General features: G+C 34.9%; 18 protein-coding genes. 4 read left to right on the top strand and 14 right to left on the bottom strand.

Annotated features, from left to right (window positions below; genetic code table 11):
- Window positions 1-112: 112 nt before the first annotated feature.
- Complete coding sequence (locus OEV98_RS15865; protein WP_263074335.1) at window positions 113-1,162, top strand: NAD(P)/FAD-dependent oxidoreductase; 1,050 nt, start codon at window positions 113-115, stop codon at window positions 1,160-1,162.
- A gap of 162 nt (window positions 1,163-1,324) precedes the next feature.
- On the opposite strand, the gene OEV98_RS15860 is transcribed toward OEV98_RS15865, so the two are convergent.
- Both OEV98_RS15860 and OEV98_RS15855 read right to left on the bottom strand, forming a co-directional pair.
- Entirely contained in the window at window positions 1,325-2,188 is an 864-nt protein-coding gene (locus tag OEV98_RS15860; protein ID WP_263074334.1) for an ROK family protein, read from the bottom strand.
- A gap of 78 nt (window positions 2,189-2,266) precedes the next feature.
- Window positions 2,267-3,490, bottom strand: a complete 1,224-nt coding sequence (locus OEV98_RS15855) for an MFS transporter (protein ID WP_263074333.1) — start codon at window positions 3,488-3,490, stop codon at window positions 2,267-2,269.
- Window positions 3,491-4,205: 715 nt separating this feature from the next.
- Here OEV98_RS15855 and OEV98_RS15850 point away from each other — a divergent pair.
- Together OEV98_RS15850 and OEV98_RS15845 are read left to right on the top strand one after the other, a co-directional pair.
- Window positions 4,206-4,529, top strand: coding sequence for an ArsR/SmtB family transcription factor (locus OEV98_RS15850; RefSeq protein ID WP_317633823.1), 324 nt, complete (start codon window positions 4,206-4,208; stop codon window positions 4,527-4,529).
- A gap of 77 nt (window positions 4,530-4,606) precedes the next feature.
- Window positions 4,607-4,774: a hypothetical protein gene (locus OEV98_RS15845; RefSeq protein WP_263074332.1), complete on the top strand. Its 168-nt coding sequence runs from the start codon at window positions 4,607-4,609 to the stop codon at window positions 4,772-4,774.
- Window positions 4,775-4,962: 188 nt separating this feature from the next.
- Here OEV98_RS15845 and OEV98_RS15840 read toward each other — a convergent pair whose 3' ends face one another.
- The 12 genes from OEV98_RS15840 to OEV98_RS15785 all read right to left on the bottom strand — a co-directional run bounded on the left by OEV98_RS15840 (window position 4,963) and on the right by OEV98_RS15785 (window position 14,939).
- Window positions 4,963-5,628, bottom strand: a complete 666-nt coding sequence (locus OEV98_RS15840; protein WP_263074331.1) for a hypothetical protein — start codon at window positions 5,626-5,628, stop codon at window positions 4,963-4,965.
- A gap of 134 nt (window positions 5,629-5,762) precedes the next feature.
- Window positions 5,763-7,400, bottom strand: a complete 1,638-nt coding sequence (gene abc-f, locus OEV98_RS15835; RefSeq protein ID WP_263074330.1) for a ribosomal protection-like ABC-F family protein — start codon at window positions 7,398-7,400, stop codon at window positions 5,763-5,765.
- Between the two features lie 611 nt (window positions 7,401-8,011).
- A complete protein-coding gene (locus tag OEV98_RS15830) occupies window positions 8,012-8,401 on the bottom strand; it encodes a DUF5071 domain-containing protein (RefSeq protein WP_263074329.1) in 390 nt (129 codons plus the stop codon).
- A gap of 63 nt (window positions 8,402-8,464) precedes the next feature.
- Entirely contained in the window at window positions 8,465-9,022 is a 558-nt protein-coding gene (locus OEV98_RS15825) for a short-chain dehydrogenase (RefSeq protein WP_263074328.1), read from the bottom strand.
- Between the two features lie 37 nt (window positions 9,023-9,059).
- The gene (locus OEV98_RS15820) at window positions 9,060-9,830 is read right to left on the bottom strand and encodes a nucleotidyltransferase domain-containing protein (RefSeq protein WP_263074327.1); all 771 of its coding nucleotides are present in this window, start codon (window positions 9,828-9,830) and stop codon (window positions 9,060-9,062) included.
- 156 nt (window positions 9,831-9,986) lie between these two features.
- On the bottom strand, window positions 9,987-10,772 hold the full coding sequence (locus tag OEV98_RS15815) for a 3'-5' exonuclease (protein ID WP_263074326.1): 786 nt from the start codon (window positions 10,770-10,772) through the stop codon (window positions 9,987-9,989).
- 307 nt (window positions 10,773-11,079) lie between these two features.
- Window positions 11,080-11,439 carry a rhodanese-like domain-containing protein gene (locus OEV98_RS15810; RefSeq protein ID WP_263074325.1) on the bottom strand — a complete coding sequence of 120 codons (360 nt, stop codon included), beginning with the start codon at window positions 11,437-11,439 and terminating at the stop codon, window positions 11,080-11,082.
- Between the two features lie 113 nt (window positions 11,440-11,552).
- Complete coding sequence (locus OEV98_RS15805) at window positions 11,553-11,813, bottom strand: metal-sensitive transcriptional regulator (RefSeq protein WP_263074324.1); 261 nt, start codon at window positions 11,811-11,813, stop codon at window positions 11,553-11,555.
- 114 nt (window positions 11,814-11,927) lie between these two features.
- Window positions 11,928-13,622 (bottom strand): FAD-dependent oxidoreductase, encoded by a 1,695-nt coding sequence (locus OEV98_RS15800; RefSeq protein WP_263074323.1) that lies wholly within the window; start codon window positions 13,620-13,622, stop codon window positions 11,928-11,930.
- Window positions 13,623-13,633: 11 nt separating this feature from the next.
- Complete coding sequence (locus OEV98_RS15795) at window positions 13,634-13,930, bottom strand: rhodanese-like domain-containing protein (RefSeq protein WP_263074322.1); 297 nt, start codon at window positions 13,928-13,930, stop codon at window positions 13,634-13,636.
- A 419-nt stretch (window positions 13,931-14,349) separates the two neighbouring features.
- Window positions 14,350-14,502 carry a hypothetical protein gene (locus OEV98_RS15790; RefSeq protein ID WP_263074321.1) on the bottom strand — a complete coding sequence of 51 codons (153 nt, stop codon included), beginning with the start codon at window positions 14,500-14,502 and terminating at the stop codon, window positions 14,350-14,352.
- 47 nt (window positions 14,503-14,549) lie between these two features.
- Window positions 14,550-14,939 carry an ACT domain-containing protein gene (locus OEV98_RS15785; protein WP_263074320.1) on the bottom strand — a complete coding sequence of 130 codons (390 nt, stop codon included), beginning with the start codon at window positions 14,937-14,939 and terminating at the stop codon, window positions 14,550-14,552.
- A gap of 655 nt (window positions 14,940-15,594) precedes the next feature.
- Here OEV98_RS15785 and mraY point away from each other — a divergent pair.
- Complete coding sequence (gene mraY / locus OEV98_RS15780) at window positions 15,595-16,551, top strand: phospho-N-acetylmuramoyl-pentapeptide-transferase (RefSeq protein ID WP_263074319.1); 957 nt, start codon at window positions 15,595-15,597, stop codon at window positions 16,549-16,551.
- Window positions 16,552-16,829: the final 278 nt, after the last annotated feature.

The following is a 16,829-nucleotide window of genomic DNA, read 5'->3' as shown; positions in this document are numbered from 1 at the left end:
GAATGATTATCAATATCGTTTATAATCATTATATTAAGTATAGGAATAATCTTTGTCAACAGAAGAATTTTCTTATTTTTTGCTATCATTTCATGAAACGGGGAAATTAATGATGAAGGAACTTTTCGATGTAACGATTATCGGTGGTGGTCCAGCTGGTTTATATGCGGCCTTTTACAGTGGTTTGCGCAAGATGAAAACGAAAATTATCGAATACCAACCACAATTAGGTGGTAAAGTATTGCTCTATCCTGAAAAAATGATTTGGGACGTTGGTGGACAACCGCCAATATTAGGAGATAGCTTCACAAAACAGCTCGTACAACAAGCATTAACCTTCCATCCAGCCGTATGCTTGAATACAAAAGTAGATGTCATTGATAAAAACAAAAATGGACATTTTGTTATTCGAACGGATACCGGGGAGGAACATTATTCGAAAGCTGTTATCATGGCCAATGGTGGTGGAATCGTTAACCCACAAAAACTGAAAGTTGAGGGTGCTGAAAAATTCGAAATGACAAACCTTCATTACACTGTTCCATCCTTGCGATCGTTTAAAGATAAAGTAGTATTAATATCCGGTGGCGGCAATACTGCGATTGACTGGGCAGTTGAGCTATTACCAATTGCTAGAAAGATCCTATTGGTTTATCGAAAAGATGTCCTTTCTGCACACGAAGCACAAGTAGATCAATTACGGAATAGTAATGCATCATTGTTATCCAATACTACGATAACTAAGCTAATAGCCAATCCGGAGAAAAGGAAAATCGAAAAGGTACAATTACTAAATAGTAAAACAGAGGAAGTAACACTTCAAGAGGTAGATCACGTTATCGTGAACCATGGGTATAATCAAGATGCTTCCCTTGGATTTGCACCATCATTACACATTGAAAAGAAGGATGGTTATTTCTATCAAGGAACGGCAACAGGCTTAACAACGGAAAAAGGAATTTTTGCTGCTGGAGATATTTTAAGCTATGATGGAAAAATTAATCTGTTAGCAGGTGCCTTCCAGGATGCGGTAAATGCGGTGAATGCTGCTAAAACCTATACGGAACCAGCAGCCGAAAGTATCGCCATGGTGTCCTCTCATAATGATATTTTCGAAGCGAGAAATCGAGAGTTAATGAAGGAACTCGTCTACGAAAATTGACTTTTACTCCAATCGTTTAAAATGGACTAGTGGTCAGTCGTAGTCATAATAAGAAAAAGGCTAGACTCACAGGGATTCCCCCTTGGAGACTAGCCCCTTTTTACATTTCCTGAACCTTTTGATAGCCTGCAGGAACGACAATTTATTCCTATTCAATTATTATTATCCATTTTCTAGCGCTTGCTGGGCAAGTAAAAGCGAGCCAGTAATTCCTGCATTATCCCCTAAGCCAGGACTTACAATATACTCGGAAAGCTCTGGTAAAACTACGTACGCATTTACCAATTCGGTTAAATGCTTATAAATATAGGAAAATACTTGTTTCTGCTTAGCAACTCCACCGCCAAGAATAATTTTTTTTGGGGAAACAATTAATATATATTGCATTAATGCTTGTGCAATATAATAGCCTTCTAAATCCCAAACCTCGATTTGGTCTGAAAGCTCTATTCCTTTTTTGCCCCAACGTTCTTCAATTGCTGGTCCAGCTGCTAAACCTTCTAAGCAATCATGATGATACGGACAGTTCCCTTTATACGTATCACTCGAATGACGGCGAACCAACACATGTCCCATTTCCGGATGGGATAGTCCTTGAAGTAAATTACCTTGGACAATTGCCCCAGCGCCAATTCCTGTACCTATCGTAATGTAAAGACAGCTGTCCAAGCCACGAGCAGCTCCTAGTGTTACTTCTCCTAATGCAGCAGCATTTACATCCGTATTAAACCCTACAGGGATAGAAAATGCCGCTTTTATTGTTTGAACAAACGGATAGTTTTTCCAGCCTTCCTTCGGTGTAGAAGTAATGTATCCATAGGTAGGGCTATCCAAGTTCACATCAATCGGACCAAATGAACCAATTCCGATTGCGTCTAGTTCATATTTTCGAAAGAAGCTTATTACTTGCTTCATCGTTTCCTCTGGTACAGTTGTCGGGATTTGTACGCGATCGATAATATTTCCTAAATGGTCCCCGACAGCACAAACAAATTTTGTACCTCCAGCCTCAATAGCTCCTAACATAGTAATCCTCCCCTATTATCGCTTTTTCTGATATTTATACTCCAAGTTTAGCATAACGAGGGCTATTTAAACCCCGCCTTAATAGTAGGACGGGGAATTTTTCCTGTTTGTTCCGTTAAATAGATGCTTATTTTTATAAACTAGTAGACTTCCAAGTGCAAGTAATAATCCGGAAATGACAAAAACGATTCTAATTCCAAGTAAGTCTGCAAGTGCACCGATACTAAGTGATCCGATGCCAAAGACACTGGTTCCAACTGCACCAAGTAAAGAATAGACAGTTGCCAACTGTTCTTTGGAGACGCTAGTCTGGATGATGGTTTGTTGTGGAATGCTTTTTATTTGGCTAAAAAATCCTACGAAAAAAGATAGTAGTAAGGCGATAATTGGAATACTATTCAAACTAAACCATATCGTAATAAACGCGCTACCGATTGACCCAAGAAAAATAAAACGACCTAATTTCTTTTCAATACTGGCGGAATACTTTATGCAATAAATACTTCCAACAATTAACCCAAAAAAGAAGGCGCCATTTATAAATCCCCACCAATTTTCCTCTGCATGTAGAGCATCATTGACAAAAACTAATAAAATAGCTGCTATCCATACCGTTCCTGCAATTGTTTCGAAAAAGTCCAACAAGGCAATCCTCTTTAATACTGCAATGTTTGCTAATATTTGCCAGCCTGATTTAATCTGTTCTATTTTTCCCAAGGACGAATCCATTTGCTGGCTAACATTTTCTAAAAGGCAGAGGAAGCTGCAAGATACAACAAACAAAAATCCTACTACCCAAATAAGCTGTTGGGAAGTAAGAATAATTAAGAACAAGCTGCCGAAAAACCACATTCCAGCTTGGATGGTTTGCGTAACTGTTTCCGCTATCCCATTAGCTTGCAATAAATGTTCTGGTTGAACATAATACGGGATTAATGTTTGTCTAATTGGGTTTGCAACACCATCAAAAAGGGCAATCCATCCGATAAAGATAAAGATGAAATAGTAATTTTCTTTTGTTACTCCAACAAGCATAAATCCTAAAATAATAAGCAATATTGTTTTTCCGATTTGCGACCCTGCCATTAACCATTTTAATTTGACTTTGCCGATTAATAGAGGTGTTAGTATGCTTGAGACAAACATTGCTGTTGTTATTGTAAACGGCACGAACGAGGAAATCGTTGCGGAACCTGTTAAGGCAAAGACCATTTGAATAACAGCTACTATATATAAAACATCTCCTATATTAGCTAGCGCTTGACCAAACAATAGGAAAGAGAAATTTCGATTCCATTTCATTGTATATCCCCCAAATTTTGTATAAATGTGAAATTATCTGTGGGGGAGAGTTAAATTGGACTGTACATAAAGTTTCCTCCATTCATTTAACGGATAAATCTGGGGGATTTGATTTATCCTATTTTTACTAATTATGTTTAAATGAATTTTATCATAATTAAAACATTTTTGTGATATATTCTAAATTCCTGCTTACTATTAACTATCATCTCCGCTTTTTCCATTTAGTAAAAGAGCGTCCACAAATAAAAAAAAGACGAGATCCAATAGGATTCGTCGCGATGTTTCAAAGAAAACTAGGAAAAATTTGTTCGCTGATAGGGCATATCTATTTTTCCTTCCTACACATAACGGAATTATATTTATCGGATAAGCTTATAAACAACATTCGCTAGTAGATGAACTGCAACAAGTGTCTTCTTGATTATCGTTAATCTCTTTAACCTCCACTCCACAGCAACTTGCTGGTTTATTTTCCTCATTACCAATGTTACTGAAAAAATTCTTCATACACTTCATACTCTCCATCTCCTTCATCAACTTTTTTGTATTTCCTATATAAATCAAATAATTTTGATTTATATACATATTATAATCATGAATATTCCCTAACGCAATATTTAATCAAATTTTTTTGATTAAATATTGACACAATAAATATGGAAGGATAATATAATGGTATCAAGCAAACCCGATTAAATTGTGAGGTGTAATTATGACAACAGAAATCAAGGTTCAAGATATTTCCATGGACAGTTTTTTTGAAAAATATGAAGGAAAATTCAAAGCCATTGCGGATAAAAAAAGACTAAAAATCATGAATATCTTAACGCAAAAAGGAGCTATGTGTGTCTGTGACCTTGCGCCTCTAATGGATATGTCACAATCAAAGCTATCCTACCATTTAAAAATTTTACTAGATGCCAACCTTTTAATTAAAGAAACAAAGGGTACATGGAGCTATTATCAGCTCAATCAGAAGGAACTTAACCATCTATTGTCTTCAGAGCTTTGTTGTGTTTTCAAACCGACCTGTTGAAAAATTTTTAACTTGTATATCGATTTTTTTTGATATAAATATCAAATAAATTTGATTTAATAAAGGAGGATTCCGTCATGCTTAATCATTTTGAAGTTTTTCAGTTAATGAAATTGCGTCAAGAACAAACAGAACAAACCGCAAGCATTGCTTGGGAGAACTATCCGGATACGAATAAAATGAAAGTGACAACAGCAGGAAAACAACAGTATGCACCAATAATATGCTGCTGCCAATGTGCTTAGCTTCGTTCATTATATCAATTTTCTTGATTAAGATAATTTTAGCTTTTGCAATTTTTTTACAACTGCCGAGAATCCTAATAGGGGCTCGGCTTTTTGATTATTTTATGCCCATAATTAGAAAGTTAACATAAAAAAGCTGAACCCTCTTGGATTCAGCCAGAATTATGTATTTTTCTTTACTTCGCTTACTAATCAATCTCCAACAACTGTATTAATTTAATGATTTCTTCGTTATCACCTGGGTCAACGTATACTAGCTCCGTATTGTGAATAATATCTTCCATATCTTCCAGAACTTTTTCTTTATCTAAATCCTCTGGAGGAGGCATCCCGCCATACCAACGTATCGGAACCTCGTACACATTGATTGTGCCATCTCCATTCCCACTATATGTTACGATCCCATCAACTAACCGAGAACCTGTTAGGCGGATAACATCTTCTGGGTAGTTAACCGTAATGTCATGATCAGGATCAAGTGGTGTTCCGGCCGAAATATGTGTAACAACCAATTCATCTATATTTTGATTTGGTCCAAGCTGCCGCCAAACTCTAGCATATTCAACTTGTTGACTAGAATAATTGGCAAGTGGATCTTCATCCTCAATAACAGCGTTGCTACTATCGGTTTCTGACTTACTAGCTTCTTCTGCCGAGAGGCTATTTGCATCATCTGAATCTGATTCTTTTGTTAATGTGTTTTCCTCATTTTCGGCTTCATCCTCATTAATTGACTCTGTAATCGAGTTATTGAGCGTAGGATTAGCCATAGATTCTTCTTTTGTATTGCCTTCACATCCAGCAAATAGGAACAAAGCAATAACGAGATAAAGAATCTTTGTTAGCTTTTTCATTCGTCTAGTCCTTCCTTTAGTTAGTTCCTTTATTCTTAATTTTTATAACAATATAATTATATTAACATAAATTTCTAATGAAAAAATAACGCTGGGATAATTGTTAAGATTTTATCCAAGCGCTTCTGAAAAATTTAGTTACCTTTATGTTTAATTTTTTTTAATTGCTCTGTTATCTCATTAAATTTTTTATCATAAACCGCATAGTCTACATGATTTGGGATTAATAAGCTTAGTTTTCCTAGAACAAATTGGAGTTCTGTTTCCAGACGCATTCTCTCCATATTGTTCCCATCCATCGTTTCCATCACTTGCTTCCGTTTCAATACCTTTGCATGAATTTCTAACGTATCATCCACTACTTTTTCACGAAAATAACGATCATGACTGACAATGATACATGTACATGGATATGCATTGATCGTTTCCTCTAGTTGCTCACGGGACGGCAAATCTAAATGATTGGTTGGTTCATCTAAAATTAATAAATCCGTTTCTTCTAAAATGTACTGCATTAATTTTATTTTTATCCGTTCTCCCATACTCATCTTCTCTATCGGCTGCTGCCATTGAATCGTCGAGAAGCCTAAGTTTTTCATGAGCGTCTGTACTTTCCCCCGCTCTTTAAATGTTTCACGTTCAAATAGCTGTGCTGGAGTTTTCGTAAACGGTAAATCATAAACTGTTTGTGATAAGTATCCAATTTTTGCGGATGGTGTTATCCATACATTTCCTGATGTCGGCGTCATCCTACCTAGCAATAATTTTAGAAGCGTAGTTTTTCCTGATCCATTAGGTCCCGTTATCGCAATTTTTTCTCCATGCCTCAGCTGAAATGTCGCTTCTTCGATAACGGTATAATCGCCATATGCTACTGACACTTGATCACATACAATAATCCGATTTCCCCGTTTTTCAACTGGATTAAAGGAAAACAAGACATTCGGTTCACTGGAAACAGTCTCCACTTTTTCCTTTTCCAGCTGCTTTTCTAATAGCTTTCGTTTCGATTTGATTTGTTTATCCATCCGCTTAGCAGACATGCGCTCATATTCCTTTGCACCCATAACTTTCGAATTTTCACTTCTTGTGGAATCACGTTGTGCAACATGTGACCAGCCTTGTAGCTGATTCAATTGCGATTCAATCATCACTATTTTTTTCTGCTGTTTTTCATATGCTCTTTGTTGCGCTAGCCGGCGCTCCGTACGGACATGCATATAATGAAAGTAATTGCCTTGTTGTTCATAAATAAATGTATCTTCAATCGACCAAATTTTTGTTGCAACCTTATCTAAAAAATATCGATCATGACTGACAATTACAATGGTTCCTTTATACTTACGGACTTCTGTTATTAAGCGAGCAACCGATTTTTCATCTAAATGATTGGTTGGTTCATCAAGTAGTAATACTGGTGATTGCTTCTGCAAGCCGTGCAGTAAGCGATATTTCAACTTTTGTCCACCACTTAATTCCTTATATGGCTTATTCGGAACATTCCATTGTTGATGTAGAGGAGTGTACACCATTTCTTTCACGTTCTCTACTTCTTGCGAAACATAACTTAGCTTTTGTGGGACGAACCATTGAATCATTCCGGCTGTAGGCTGCCATTTACCTTGTAATAATTGTAAAAGCGTTGATTTTCCACTTCCATTTGCCCCAATCAAACCGACAACATCATTTTCCTGGAGTGAAATCGTTACATCTTGAAATAAAATTTTATCGTCAAAAGCCATCGATACATGATGAAATTGACATAGTTCCATATGGATTCACCTCTTATGAGGATTAGCCTCCAAAAAACAAAAAATCCTACCATCATACCGGGTAGGATTCATCGCAAAATACACCTATTGATAGTAGGTGAAACCGTTCTTTATCGAATAATGGGCAGACTAATCCTAAATGTTTTTTTCACGTAATATACGTTTCGTAAACAGTAGAATTAGTTTTTCATCGGCCACCCATCATCCCTTCTATCATTGTTATATTAACCATACCATATACACGTATTTGTATCAATTAAAATAATTTGACTTTTCCCTCTAAAAATAATATTTTCTCACAATCTTATCGAATGAAGCAAGGTCAACTAATGGCATATGGTAGCCCAGCAACGGTTATGCCCCCAGACGTTTTGATAAATGTATTTCAAATAGAAGCTAAAATTATCCATGATGAGGAATTGAATATTCCTATCTGTGTTAGAAATGATCTTTCATAATAGAAAAAAAACCTACTTAGTTCCAGTAGTTAGGACACTAGTAAAATGTGCGTTATCTACAGAACCATATTACCATCCAGAAACAAATAGGCTGTTGTCCTGTAATATCTGCCCAAAAATTTATTAGCTTTCAAGGAATTATCCCCTTACTATTCAATAATCCTCATCTATTGTTTGTAAAATCTCTAGTGAAGTCTCATCAAGTTCTTCCATCTTTTCTCCCTCTGATGGATTCACTATGATTTTTACTAATTCATTTTTAAGCTGCTTTTTTATGTCACCTGGCAATTTTTTAACTAAAACTTCTAAACACCAATATTTCCATACAGGGTCATTTGTTGCTAACACATCTTTTATTAAAGGAATGATATCGATTGGATATTTTAACAGGAGTGCTGCTACCTCGTTTGCTATCGGCCAATTCATATCCTGTATCCATTCCATTAAACCAGGTAGAAACGGGAGGATCTCTTCTCTACTTAAATTCTTGAGTTGTTTTACACGTTCAATGTCATGCTTATTTCTTGGTAGATAATTTTTCATTTTCTCACCTTATGGCTTTTCCTATTTATAAACTATTAACCTTCTTAGTTCCTTATCATTTAATCATGAAAAGGGGCGTTTTTCCCAAGGCTCCACCGTTCCGACAGTATTTAGTAATTTTTCGTTTTGAATAGCATCAATTACACCTTGTGAAATTTCTTCATTTGTTAGCCATCTCGAATACCCGCTCTCCATGACGAATCCTAGCTGCACTTGGTGATAACAGATGGAATCTAGTAAACGAATAGTTGCTTTCATTTCGCTTAAATTTTTACTACTTCCTAATACATGAAATAGCTTCCATTTCTCGTCGTTCTGATGTGAAACTTCATTTACTATTGTCTGTAGTGCCTGTTCCGCATCTGAGTGGATCCAAGCAACGACTAATGTAATTTGTCCATTCTGCTCCATCGTCTCTCGTAATTTCTTTCTTAATTGGGATTTATCACGATAATCTACGATAACTGGCGTAATACGTGAATGATCTATTGCCTTACTGATTAGGCTTTCCATTTTACTTGGATTACGTCCGATTACAGAAACATGATACCCTTGACTCGCAAGCCAAAGGGATGTGTTCGCTAACATGCCTGTTCCTCCAATAACTAATGCATGTGTCATTTTAACTTTACCTCCCTTTTATCATCATTCCTATTCATTATCGATAGTTTAGTAGATTTATCATTAATCTAATGAATGGTGCTGCTTTCGAATGTTTATCTACTTTAGATTCTATCCAATCAATTTCTTCATTCAATAAATTCATTAAGTGGTAAACGGATTTTTTATGGGAAGCAGGCGTGATATACTCGAAAATAGTTTTTACTTTTGCTAGTGGAATTGAAGGCAAATTCGATTCCAAGCTTTTTAATCCCAATTGAGCTTTTTCCGGATTATATTTATGTAATAACACTTTCGCTAGATTAACCATAACATGCTGTAGCATTTCTACAGCCCATAAATCATTCCCTCTTTGCTTCGCCTTATAGTATTGGAAAAGAAACCAGGCGACATCATAGGCAAAATCACTAAACTCTTCAGAGGAAAGGAGTAAATTTTGTGTCGATTGGAATTTCGTTAACCGACCTTCTGGATCATACAACACACGGAAATAATCCTTTTCTTTGAAGCTCTTTTCGGTAACAGTAAATAAATCTACATGAAGAAGATTATCAAATACTGCTATTATTTGTGGTGCAATAATAAAAAAATCCTCATAAAACAATAGCTCTCGATAAGACTCTAAATGCTTTACTCGTTGCTTCAAAAATAGTGCTTCATCTTCCTCATCCACCAAGCAGTAGAGGTCAACATCCGAAAATTCATCATATTCTCCTCTTCCCATTGACCCTTTTAAATAAATTGCCTTTACATGCGGATCTTTTTTTAAACTTTGCGAAATAGCTTTTACAGCTTCCTCTTGTTTCATCATTACCCTCCCTACGGAAAAATAAATATTACGCCATTATATTCCAGTTACTCAGAATAATCAATATCTATTTCTCGTAGACAGCGACGTTTAACACGTTTATTCAATTAGTTTATTACGTTATTTATCTTGCTCCTAGTAATCTATCTAGATCTATTATCTCTTTTCTAACGTCTCATTTTTAAACATATATAATGAATTAACCAAGCGCTTAATCTCTTTTTTCTTGATAGTTAATTGAAAGGACTCAATTTGTTCTAGTTCTTCTTTACTTCTTCCTACTAATAAGGATAAGTCCTCATAATGAAGATTAAATTTTCTCCGTAGCTTTTTTAGCTCGTTTACTTTATTATTATATTCTATATCCAATTCTAGTTTCTCGATGAGTGGAACCGGGTTAATGGATAATTGCTTATGCGCTTTAATCAATACTTTTGCTGTATTGTATGCATCATCAATTGATCGATGGGGATTGCCATCAAACATTAATCCTAATGATTTTATCGCCGTCATTAACCCTATTTGATTTCCTTTTTGCTGATTAACTAATGGTGAAAACGCTGATTGGACATTATAATAATATTGAAATTTATTTGCAGATAATTGGTGAAACGACAAGTTATGAAGTAGTACTTTACGATCTTCTTCTCCCCACGAGCATAAAATAAAAGATTGATTTCCTAGCCACTTGTAAAATTGGTCCATCACTTTCGGAAATCTTGCTGCTAGCCATGTATCTGGTTCTTTAAGATTCGTTAAACTTTTTATTTTTTTTGAAACCGAATGAAGAGGTCTAACAAAGGAATGAAACTGCCTACCAATCACTAAAATTCCATCTACCTCACTTACTTCCACAGCCCCAATTTCCGTAATTTCTTGACTATATAACTTTCCATTTTGAAAAGTAGAATTCCATTCTAAATCGAAGACAATGTACCGCATACCTTCACCTCTTTACTTTTAGCTATGATAGATTGTTTAAATAAACAAGATAATTTTACAATGTTTACTTATAGGGGGGATAGTGCAAAATTATGGATACTAGGTTCCTAGAATTTAATTTCTTATGTACGATGAATTGGGCTGATTAAAGTTTAGAATAAAAAAACCGAAAATCTACCGGGAAAAGTACCGGATAAATCTTCGGTTTTGAATAGGATTTAAAGGAATATCGTTTCATTATTCTACAGGTAAGTAAATATTTTTCTATCATTGGATAACATCGAAACCCATTATTTATGGCACTTTCTTAAACCCACGCGCTCATGCCACCTTTTACATTGTATATTTTCTCAAAGCCTTGTCTTTTTAATAATTTTGCTGCTTTCGAACTTCTCATTCCACTTTGACAAATTACAACTATCTCTTTATTTTTATCTAATTGATCCAATTTGCTAAGTAAATTGGATAGTGGAATATTTTTAAATTGTTGACGATGATTGGCTTTATATTCACCCGGCGTACGTACATCAATAAATTGAACATTTTTATCTTTAAATTTATTTTTTGTCTGTTCAATTGATATAGTTGTAATACCCTTTGTCGGTAAAAAATGTCTGATTACAAATAATGCTATTAATATAATAATAATCCATTGGATGATATCCATTCTAATCTCCCCATTTCACTTCATCTTTTAATTTTTATACCCATATGGGTATTTAATAAAGTAAAGGAAAAAGGTGACAACTCTTTCTAAAGAAAGAGAAGTTGTTCACCCTTTTACCTGCTTTTTACTAGCAAATCTACCGCTTCTTTTACGAGAGCTTTTGTATCTTCGCCTTTTTCAATATTATCCCGGACACATTGCTCTAAATTCATACTCACAATTAAACCAATTGTACGATCTATCGCAGAACGTGATGCTGATAATTGCGTAATAACTTCACGACAATCTTTATTTTGTTCTATCATATTGATTACACCATTTATTTGACCTTCAATCCGCTTTAACCGATTTACTACCGATTTATCATAATTCATCCATTATTCCCCCTCTTTCTTCACAGAATTACCTTTAACAGGAAACTATCTTCTATACAACTCCATGTAAAGTAAACCAATAACCGCTCCTAATAAATTGATACCCCTTTTGAATTACTTAAAATTATATTCTGTGACAATTTTATCTCTACCAGTAACGATATCATTAAAATATTCATAGAGGTTTACACCTAAATAGGATCCAGAAATATTATATATGTTTTCATATCCTAATCCCTGTAATGCCATCACCATATTGTAACTTCTTTGACCGGAACGACAGTGAATATATACAGGTTGATCCTTTGGAATTTCATCAATTCTTTGTCGAAATTCACTTAACGGAATATTGATTGCATTTTTAAAATGACCTGCCTCATACTCTGCTTGTTCACGAGCATCAATTATGAAAGCATTGCTTTCTATTAAGTCTCGAACTTGAGAAACCTTTACTTCTTTATATTTGCCTTGAAGTAGATTTAAACCAACCAATGCTGCATGATTTACTACATCCTTAGCCGTTCCTAGCATGGGTGAGTACGTTAATTCAAGATCTTTTAAATCTTCCAATGTTCCATTCATCGTAATGATCGTTGCTACCACATCTATGCGTTTATCAACATTTCCTTTTCCAATTGCTTGAGCACCTAAAATTCGTCCCGTTGGATATTCATATATCAATTTAAAATGCATTGGATTACTATTTGGCATTAATCCTACCTTATCTCCTGGCATTAAATAAACCGAATCATGCATAATCCCCGCTTGTTTCGCTTGTTTTACATTTAGACCGGTGGAAGCAGCATTCAGTTCAAATAAATGTATGGATGATGAACCGATTACACCCATATTTCGACTTGGAATTCCATACATATGGTCAGCAGCTACTCGTGCTTGCTTTTGAGCCGGACCCGCTAATGCTAGTCTTGTAGGTTTGCGTAACAATCGATGATATACTTCAATCGCATCACCTACTGCATAAATATTACTATCACTTGTTACATAGTTGTGGTCTACTTTAATGGCACCTGTTTCACCAATTTCAAGACCGGCAGCTTCCGCTAATCGCGTTTCCGGTTTTACACCAGTTGCTAATACAACTGCCTGCGCATCAATTTTCTTCCCGGAATTTGTCAGTACATATCCATCAGAAAGTTTAGCCAATCCATCCTCTAAAATTAGGTTCACACCATGGTCGATCATTTCTTTATGAAGGATTTGTGCCATATCATAATCAAAAGTTGTCATCACTTGATTAGCAAACTCCACTAACGTTACATTGTATCCCGCTAATTTTAGGTTTTCTGCTACTTCTACCCCGATAAAGCCCCCTCCAATTACAGCAATATCATGGATTCCATTTTGTTTAATATAGGAATTAATATTCTCGATATCAACTACATTACGTACTGTAAAAACATTTGGGCTGTTAATACCTTCTACGTTTGGTCGAATCGGTGTAGCTCCTGGAGAAAGCACTAAATGATCATAACTCTCCTCATACATCTTTGCAGCAACCAAATCTTTTACAATAATCGTTTTCTTTTCCCGATTAATTTGAACAACCTCTTGATTAACTCTAGCTTCAATATTATAGCGGTTTTTAAAGATTTCTGGATTCATTAATACAAGTCTCTCACTATTTTCGACAATCCCGCTCAAATGATAAGGTAGGGAACAATTTGAAATAGAGACATGTGGGCTTTTTTCAAACATAATAATTTCTGCACGTTCATCTAATCGCCTTACCCTTGCGGCTGCAGACGCACCCCCTGCAACGCCACCCACAATTAATACTTTCTTGAACATCTCAAATCCTCCTATTCTTTTTCACCTTTCCATGCCAGCATACCGCCAGTCATATTCGTTACATCATAGCCTTGATTGATTAAAAATTCACATGCAGCAGAACTTCTTCCGCCAGCATGACAGACAATATAATAATGTTCATTTTTATCTAGCTTATCTAATGAATACGGGATGTCAGCTGATGGTATATGTTTTGCTCCGGGAATTTTACCTGTAGCAACTTCTGATTCTTCACGGACATCAATAATCGTAACCTTTTCACCATCTTTTAATTTCCCATGTAATTCGTCGGCTGTTATGTTTTTCATAATTGATTCTCCTCTTTTAAATTTTCTAGTTCGCTTCCTTCTAAATTTGCTTTATTTATCCTATTACTGCTTGGTAGAAGAACAAAACCTAATACCCCTAAGGGTATAAAGGAGTTGAAAATAAAAAGTCGTAATTCACGACTACTTTAAGTTTCCTATTGAGGTTCAGCTTCACTATGCAATAATTTTTTGTGTAATTCAACAACATGTAAATATTATACCCCAAGGGGTATTTTGTCAACTTATACACCTAGGAAAAATAAACATCCTACTATTTTGGCAGAATTTTAACCGGATATAAATGCTGAATGAACCTTTATTGAGAGGATTTTGAAAAAAGGAAATGGGAGGGGCAGAGTCCTATTGGACACGACCAGATTTGATATGATTTTTTATATAAAAAACTGGTTAAATAACGATTAGTTACATAATAATATTCTTGCTGCACTTCCTTTTTCTCTTCCATTTGTATACCAACTATAAAGCATTGGGAACAAACCTTTTAGCATCGAGAAAAAAGGAATCGCTGTATTTAATAGAGAAGGAATTAAAGAAGGAATTAAAAATGACATGCTAATACCTTTTTCATAACAGATATGCACCCGTTTTTTCAATAGACTTATTTGATAATATTAAATGAGTGTCCATCACGTTCTAATATAATTTTTGTCTTTTCAATTGAATGATTTTTAACAAGTAGGTAATCTGTATTAAATGTTGAAATGGCAAAGATACTGATTTTATTTTCGGCTAATGGATTTGCTAAAGAAGATAATATTCCAGTTAAGCTAAAGTCTAAAACATCCTCTACTTTTATACACCTCCAATCCTTTTCTATATTATTAAATACCTGATTGGTTGGTAAACATTCCGTAGGACATACAATTGACAGTTCCTCATCTGTTCGGGTAATAGAAAATATTTCGCTGTTCAATGCCCATAATGGTATCGTTACAGTTGTAGGTAATTTCAGAACGGAAAAAGTGGAATCTAAAATTTTTAATTGCATATTTTCAGCGCTCCTTTAATTAGTTATTTTTCCATTTGTAATCAACTGCACATTACTTAATAAAGTACGACCCTCTTGTTTATACTTTGCATTATTCCTTGACTGAGTTCTGACACTTCTTTACTTACTTCGACGCCATTTGATAAATACCTTTTTACTGTTTTATAAACTACGCCTAGCTCTCTTGCAATGGCCTTAACACTTAAAAAGGATGTGATGTTTCATTAGAGGAAAGAAGTTTGAAGATCAGCCAGAAGAAATTTTAAAATGGATAACAGTTAACTGAGGCTGGGACAAAAGTATTTTTATGTAAGAGAATCCGAACTAAGTTAAGTAGATAAATTTGCTCCGGAAATATACTTCGCTTTCCGCGGGCATGGCCTTAGCCGCCTCCTCCGCTACGCTTCGTGCGGGGTCTTCGGCTCATGCTTTCCCGCAGGAGTCTACGTATATTTCCTCCGCTATCCGAATTATTGTTCGTCTTACATTTAAACATCAATTGTTATGTCCCAGCCTCTGTTGCTACAATCTAGGTTTATTAATTGACGTGTTCTCTGAAATACATATACAAAATACATATTTTAAAATAGAGGAGTTGAGTGAATTTTCTAGAATATATTTATAGATTGCAAAAGAGAGAAGGAGTAAATGAAAAGTGAGTAATCAAATAATCGCAGCTCTAATTGCCTTTATAATTGTTGCAATATTATCTCCGCTATTAATAACTGTTTTGAGAAAACTTAGGCTTATTCAACCGATTAGAAAAGAACTTCCTTCAGATCACCAATTAAAAAAAGGTACTCCTTTAATGTTTGGAATGATACTTTTTATAGGAATTATAGTAGCTATTGCGTTTTCCCCTACTCCATTAATGTATTTTTTATCTATTATTTATTTTCTTTTTAGTTTTGTAGGGTTTTTAGATGATTTTTGGAAAGCTTCTCGTCAAGATCCTGGAGGTGTGTCTGGTAAGACAAAACTGATTTTTCAATTCCTCTTTACAGGTACTTTGCTATTTTACGTAATCAACGAATTAGGCATAGATACTAGCATTAATATTTATAAAAATATTTCATTGGAACTCCCAATGATTTTTTATGTCACTGTCATCACCTTATTTGTCGTAGGTTCTGCAAATGCTATAAATTTTACGGATGGTTTAGACGGTCTTCTAGGGGTTGTTGCAATCCCAACATACTTTTTCTTTTTTGTGGTTTCAGACAAACCAGAGGTGCAAATTTTTTGTTTAATTATGATTGGATGTTTACTTGGCTTTCTCATATATAATATATATCCTGCCAAAGCATTTATGGGAGATACAGGATCATTAGCGATAGGGGGATCACTTTCATTTCTTGCAGTTATAGAGAAAGTAGAAATTTTAATCCCTATTTTGTTCTTTATCTATTTTGCCGAACAACTTTCGGTTATTTTACAAGTTGCGTCATTTAAACTTACGGATAAGCGTATTTTTAGAATGACACCCATTCATTATCATTTCAGCTTAAAATATGGGTGGTCCGAAAATACCATTGTTTCAGTTTTTGGATTTATTTCGTGGTTTTGTGCTTTTATCTGTTTAGCTTATTGGAGATTTCTTCTAAATCCATAAATAAAGCTATCATTATTCCAATGAAAATTAATGGTCACCATGTGATGCAGAATGCAGAAACTAAATACCACGGTCGAAAATCTGCTACCGCGTAAAATGATGTACTAATCAATACCCCGATAATGAAAGAAACAGAGAGGATCTCCATTTTATCATCGAACTCCTTTTTAATATTATAAAAAGGAGCATTTGTCGGGGTACTACATTTGGGCATAATACTAAATTTTTTTTGTTAAAATGTTCTTCTATTGAATTTTTACTAGGAATGTAAATAGTAA

Origin of the sequence: Perspicuibacillus lycopersici (assembly GCF_025660475.1) — a bacterium.
GTDB classification, from domain to species: Bacteria; Bacillota; Bacilli; order Bacillales; family Caldibacillaceae; genus Perspicuibacillus; species Perspicuibacillus lycopersici.
Note: the sequence above shows the minus strand (reverse complement) of the source record. Positions and strands in the feature narration are given on the sequence as shown.

Excerpts from the sequence above, each read along its gene's own strand:
- OEV98_RS15865 (WP_263074335.1), top strand. The coding sequence starts at position 113 with ATGAAGGAACTTTTCGATGTAACGATTATCGGTGGTGGTCCAGCTGGT.
- OEV98_RS15860 (WP_263074334.1), bottom strand. The coding sequence starts at position 2,188 with ATGTTAGGAGCTATTGAGGCTGGAGGTACAAAATTTGTTTGTGCTGTC.
- OEV98_RS15855 (WP_263074333.1), bottom strand. The coding sequence starts at position 3,490 with ATGAAATGGAATCGAAATTTCTCTTTCCTATTGTTTGGTCAAGCGCTA.
- OEV98_RS15850 (WP_317633823.1), top strand. The coding sequence starts at position 4,206 with ATGACAACAGAAATCAAGGTTCAAGATATTTCCATGGACAGTTTTTTT.
- OEV98_RS15845 (WP_263074332.1), top strand. The coding sequence starts at position 4,607 with ATGCTTAATCATTTTGAAGTTTTTCAGTTAATGAAATTGCGTCAAGAA.
- OEV98_RS15840 (WP_263074331.1), bottom strand. The coding sequence starts at position 5,628 with ATGAAAAAGCTAACAAAGATTCTTTATCTCGTTATTGCTTTGTTCCTA.
- abc-f (WP_263074330.1), bottom strand. The coding sequence starts at position 7,400 with ATGGAACTATGTCAATTTCATCATGTATCGATGGCTTTTGACGATAAA.
- OEV98_RS15830 (WP_263074329.1), bottom strand. The coding sequence starts at position 8,401 with ATGAAAAATTATCTACCAAGAAATAAGCATGACATTGAACGTGTAAAA.
- OEV98_RS15825 (WP_263074328.1), bottom strand. The coding sequence starts at position 9,022 with ATGACACATGCATTAGTTATTGGAGGAACAGGCATGTTAGCGAACACA.
- OEV98_RS15820 (WP_263074327.1), bottom strand. The coding sequence starts at position 9,830 with ATGAAACAAGAGGAAGCTGTAAAAGCTATTTCGCAAAGTTTAAAAAAA.
- OEV98_RS15815 (WP_263074326.1), bottom strand. The coding sequence starts at position 10,772 with ATGCGGTACATTGTCTTCGATTTAGAATGGAATTCTACTTTTCAAAAT.
- OEV98_RS15810 (WP_263074325.1), bottom strand. The coding sequence starts at position 11,439 with ATGGATATCATCCAATGGATTATTATTATATTAATAGCATTATTTGTA.
- OEV98_RS15805 (WP_263074324.1), bottom strand. The coding sequence starts at position 11,813 with ATGAATTATGATAAATCGGTAGTAAATCGGTTAAAGCGGATTGAAGGT.
- OEV98_RS15800 (WP_263074323.1), bottom strand. The coding sequence starts at position 13,622 with ATGTTCAAGAAAGTATTAATTGTGGGTGGCGTTGCAGGGGGTGCGTCT.
- OEV98_RS15795 (WP_263074322.1), bottom strand. The coding sequence starts at position 13,930 with ATGAAAAACATAACAGCCGACGAATTACATGGGAAATTAAAAGATGGT.
- OEV98_RS15790 (WP_263074321.1), bottom strand. The coding sequence starts at position 14,502 with ATGTCATTTTTAATTCCTTCTTTAATTCCTTCTCTATTAAATACAGCG.
- OEV98_RS15785 (WP_263074320.1), bottom strand. The coding sequence starts at position 14,939 with ATGCAATTAAAAATTTTAGATTCCACTTTTTCCGTTCTGAAATTACCT.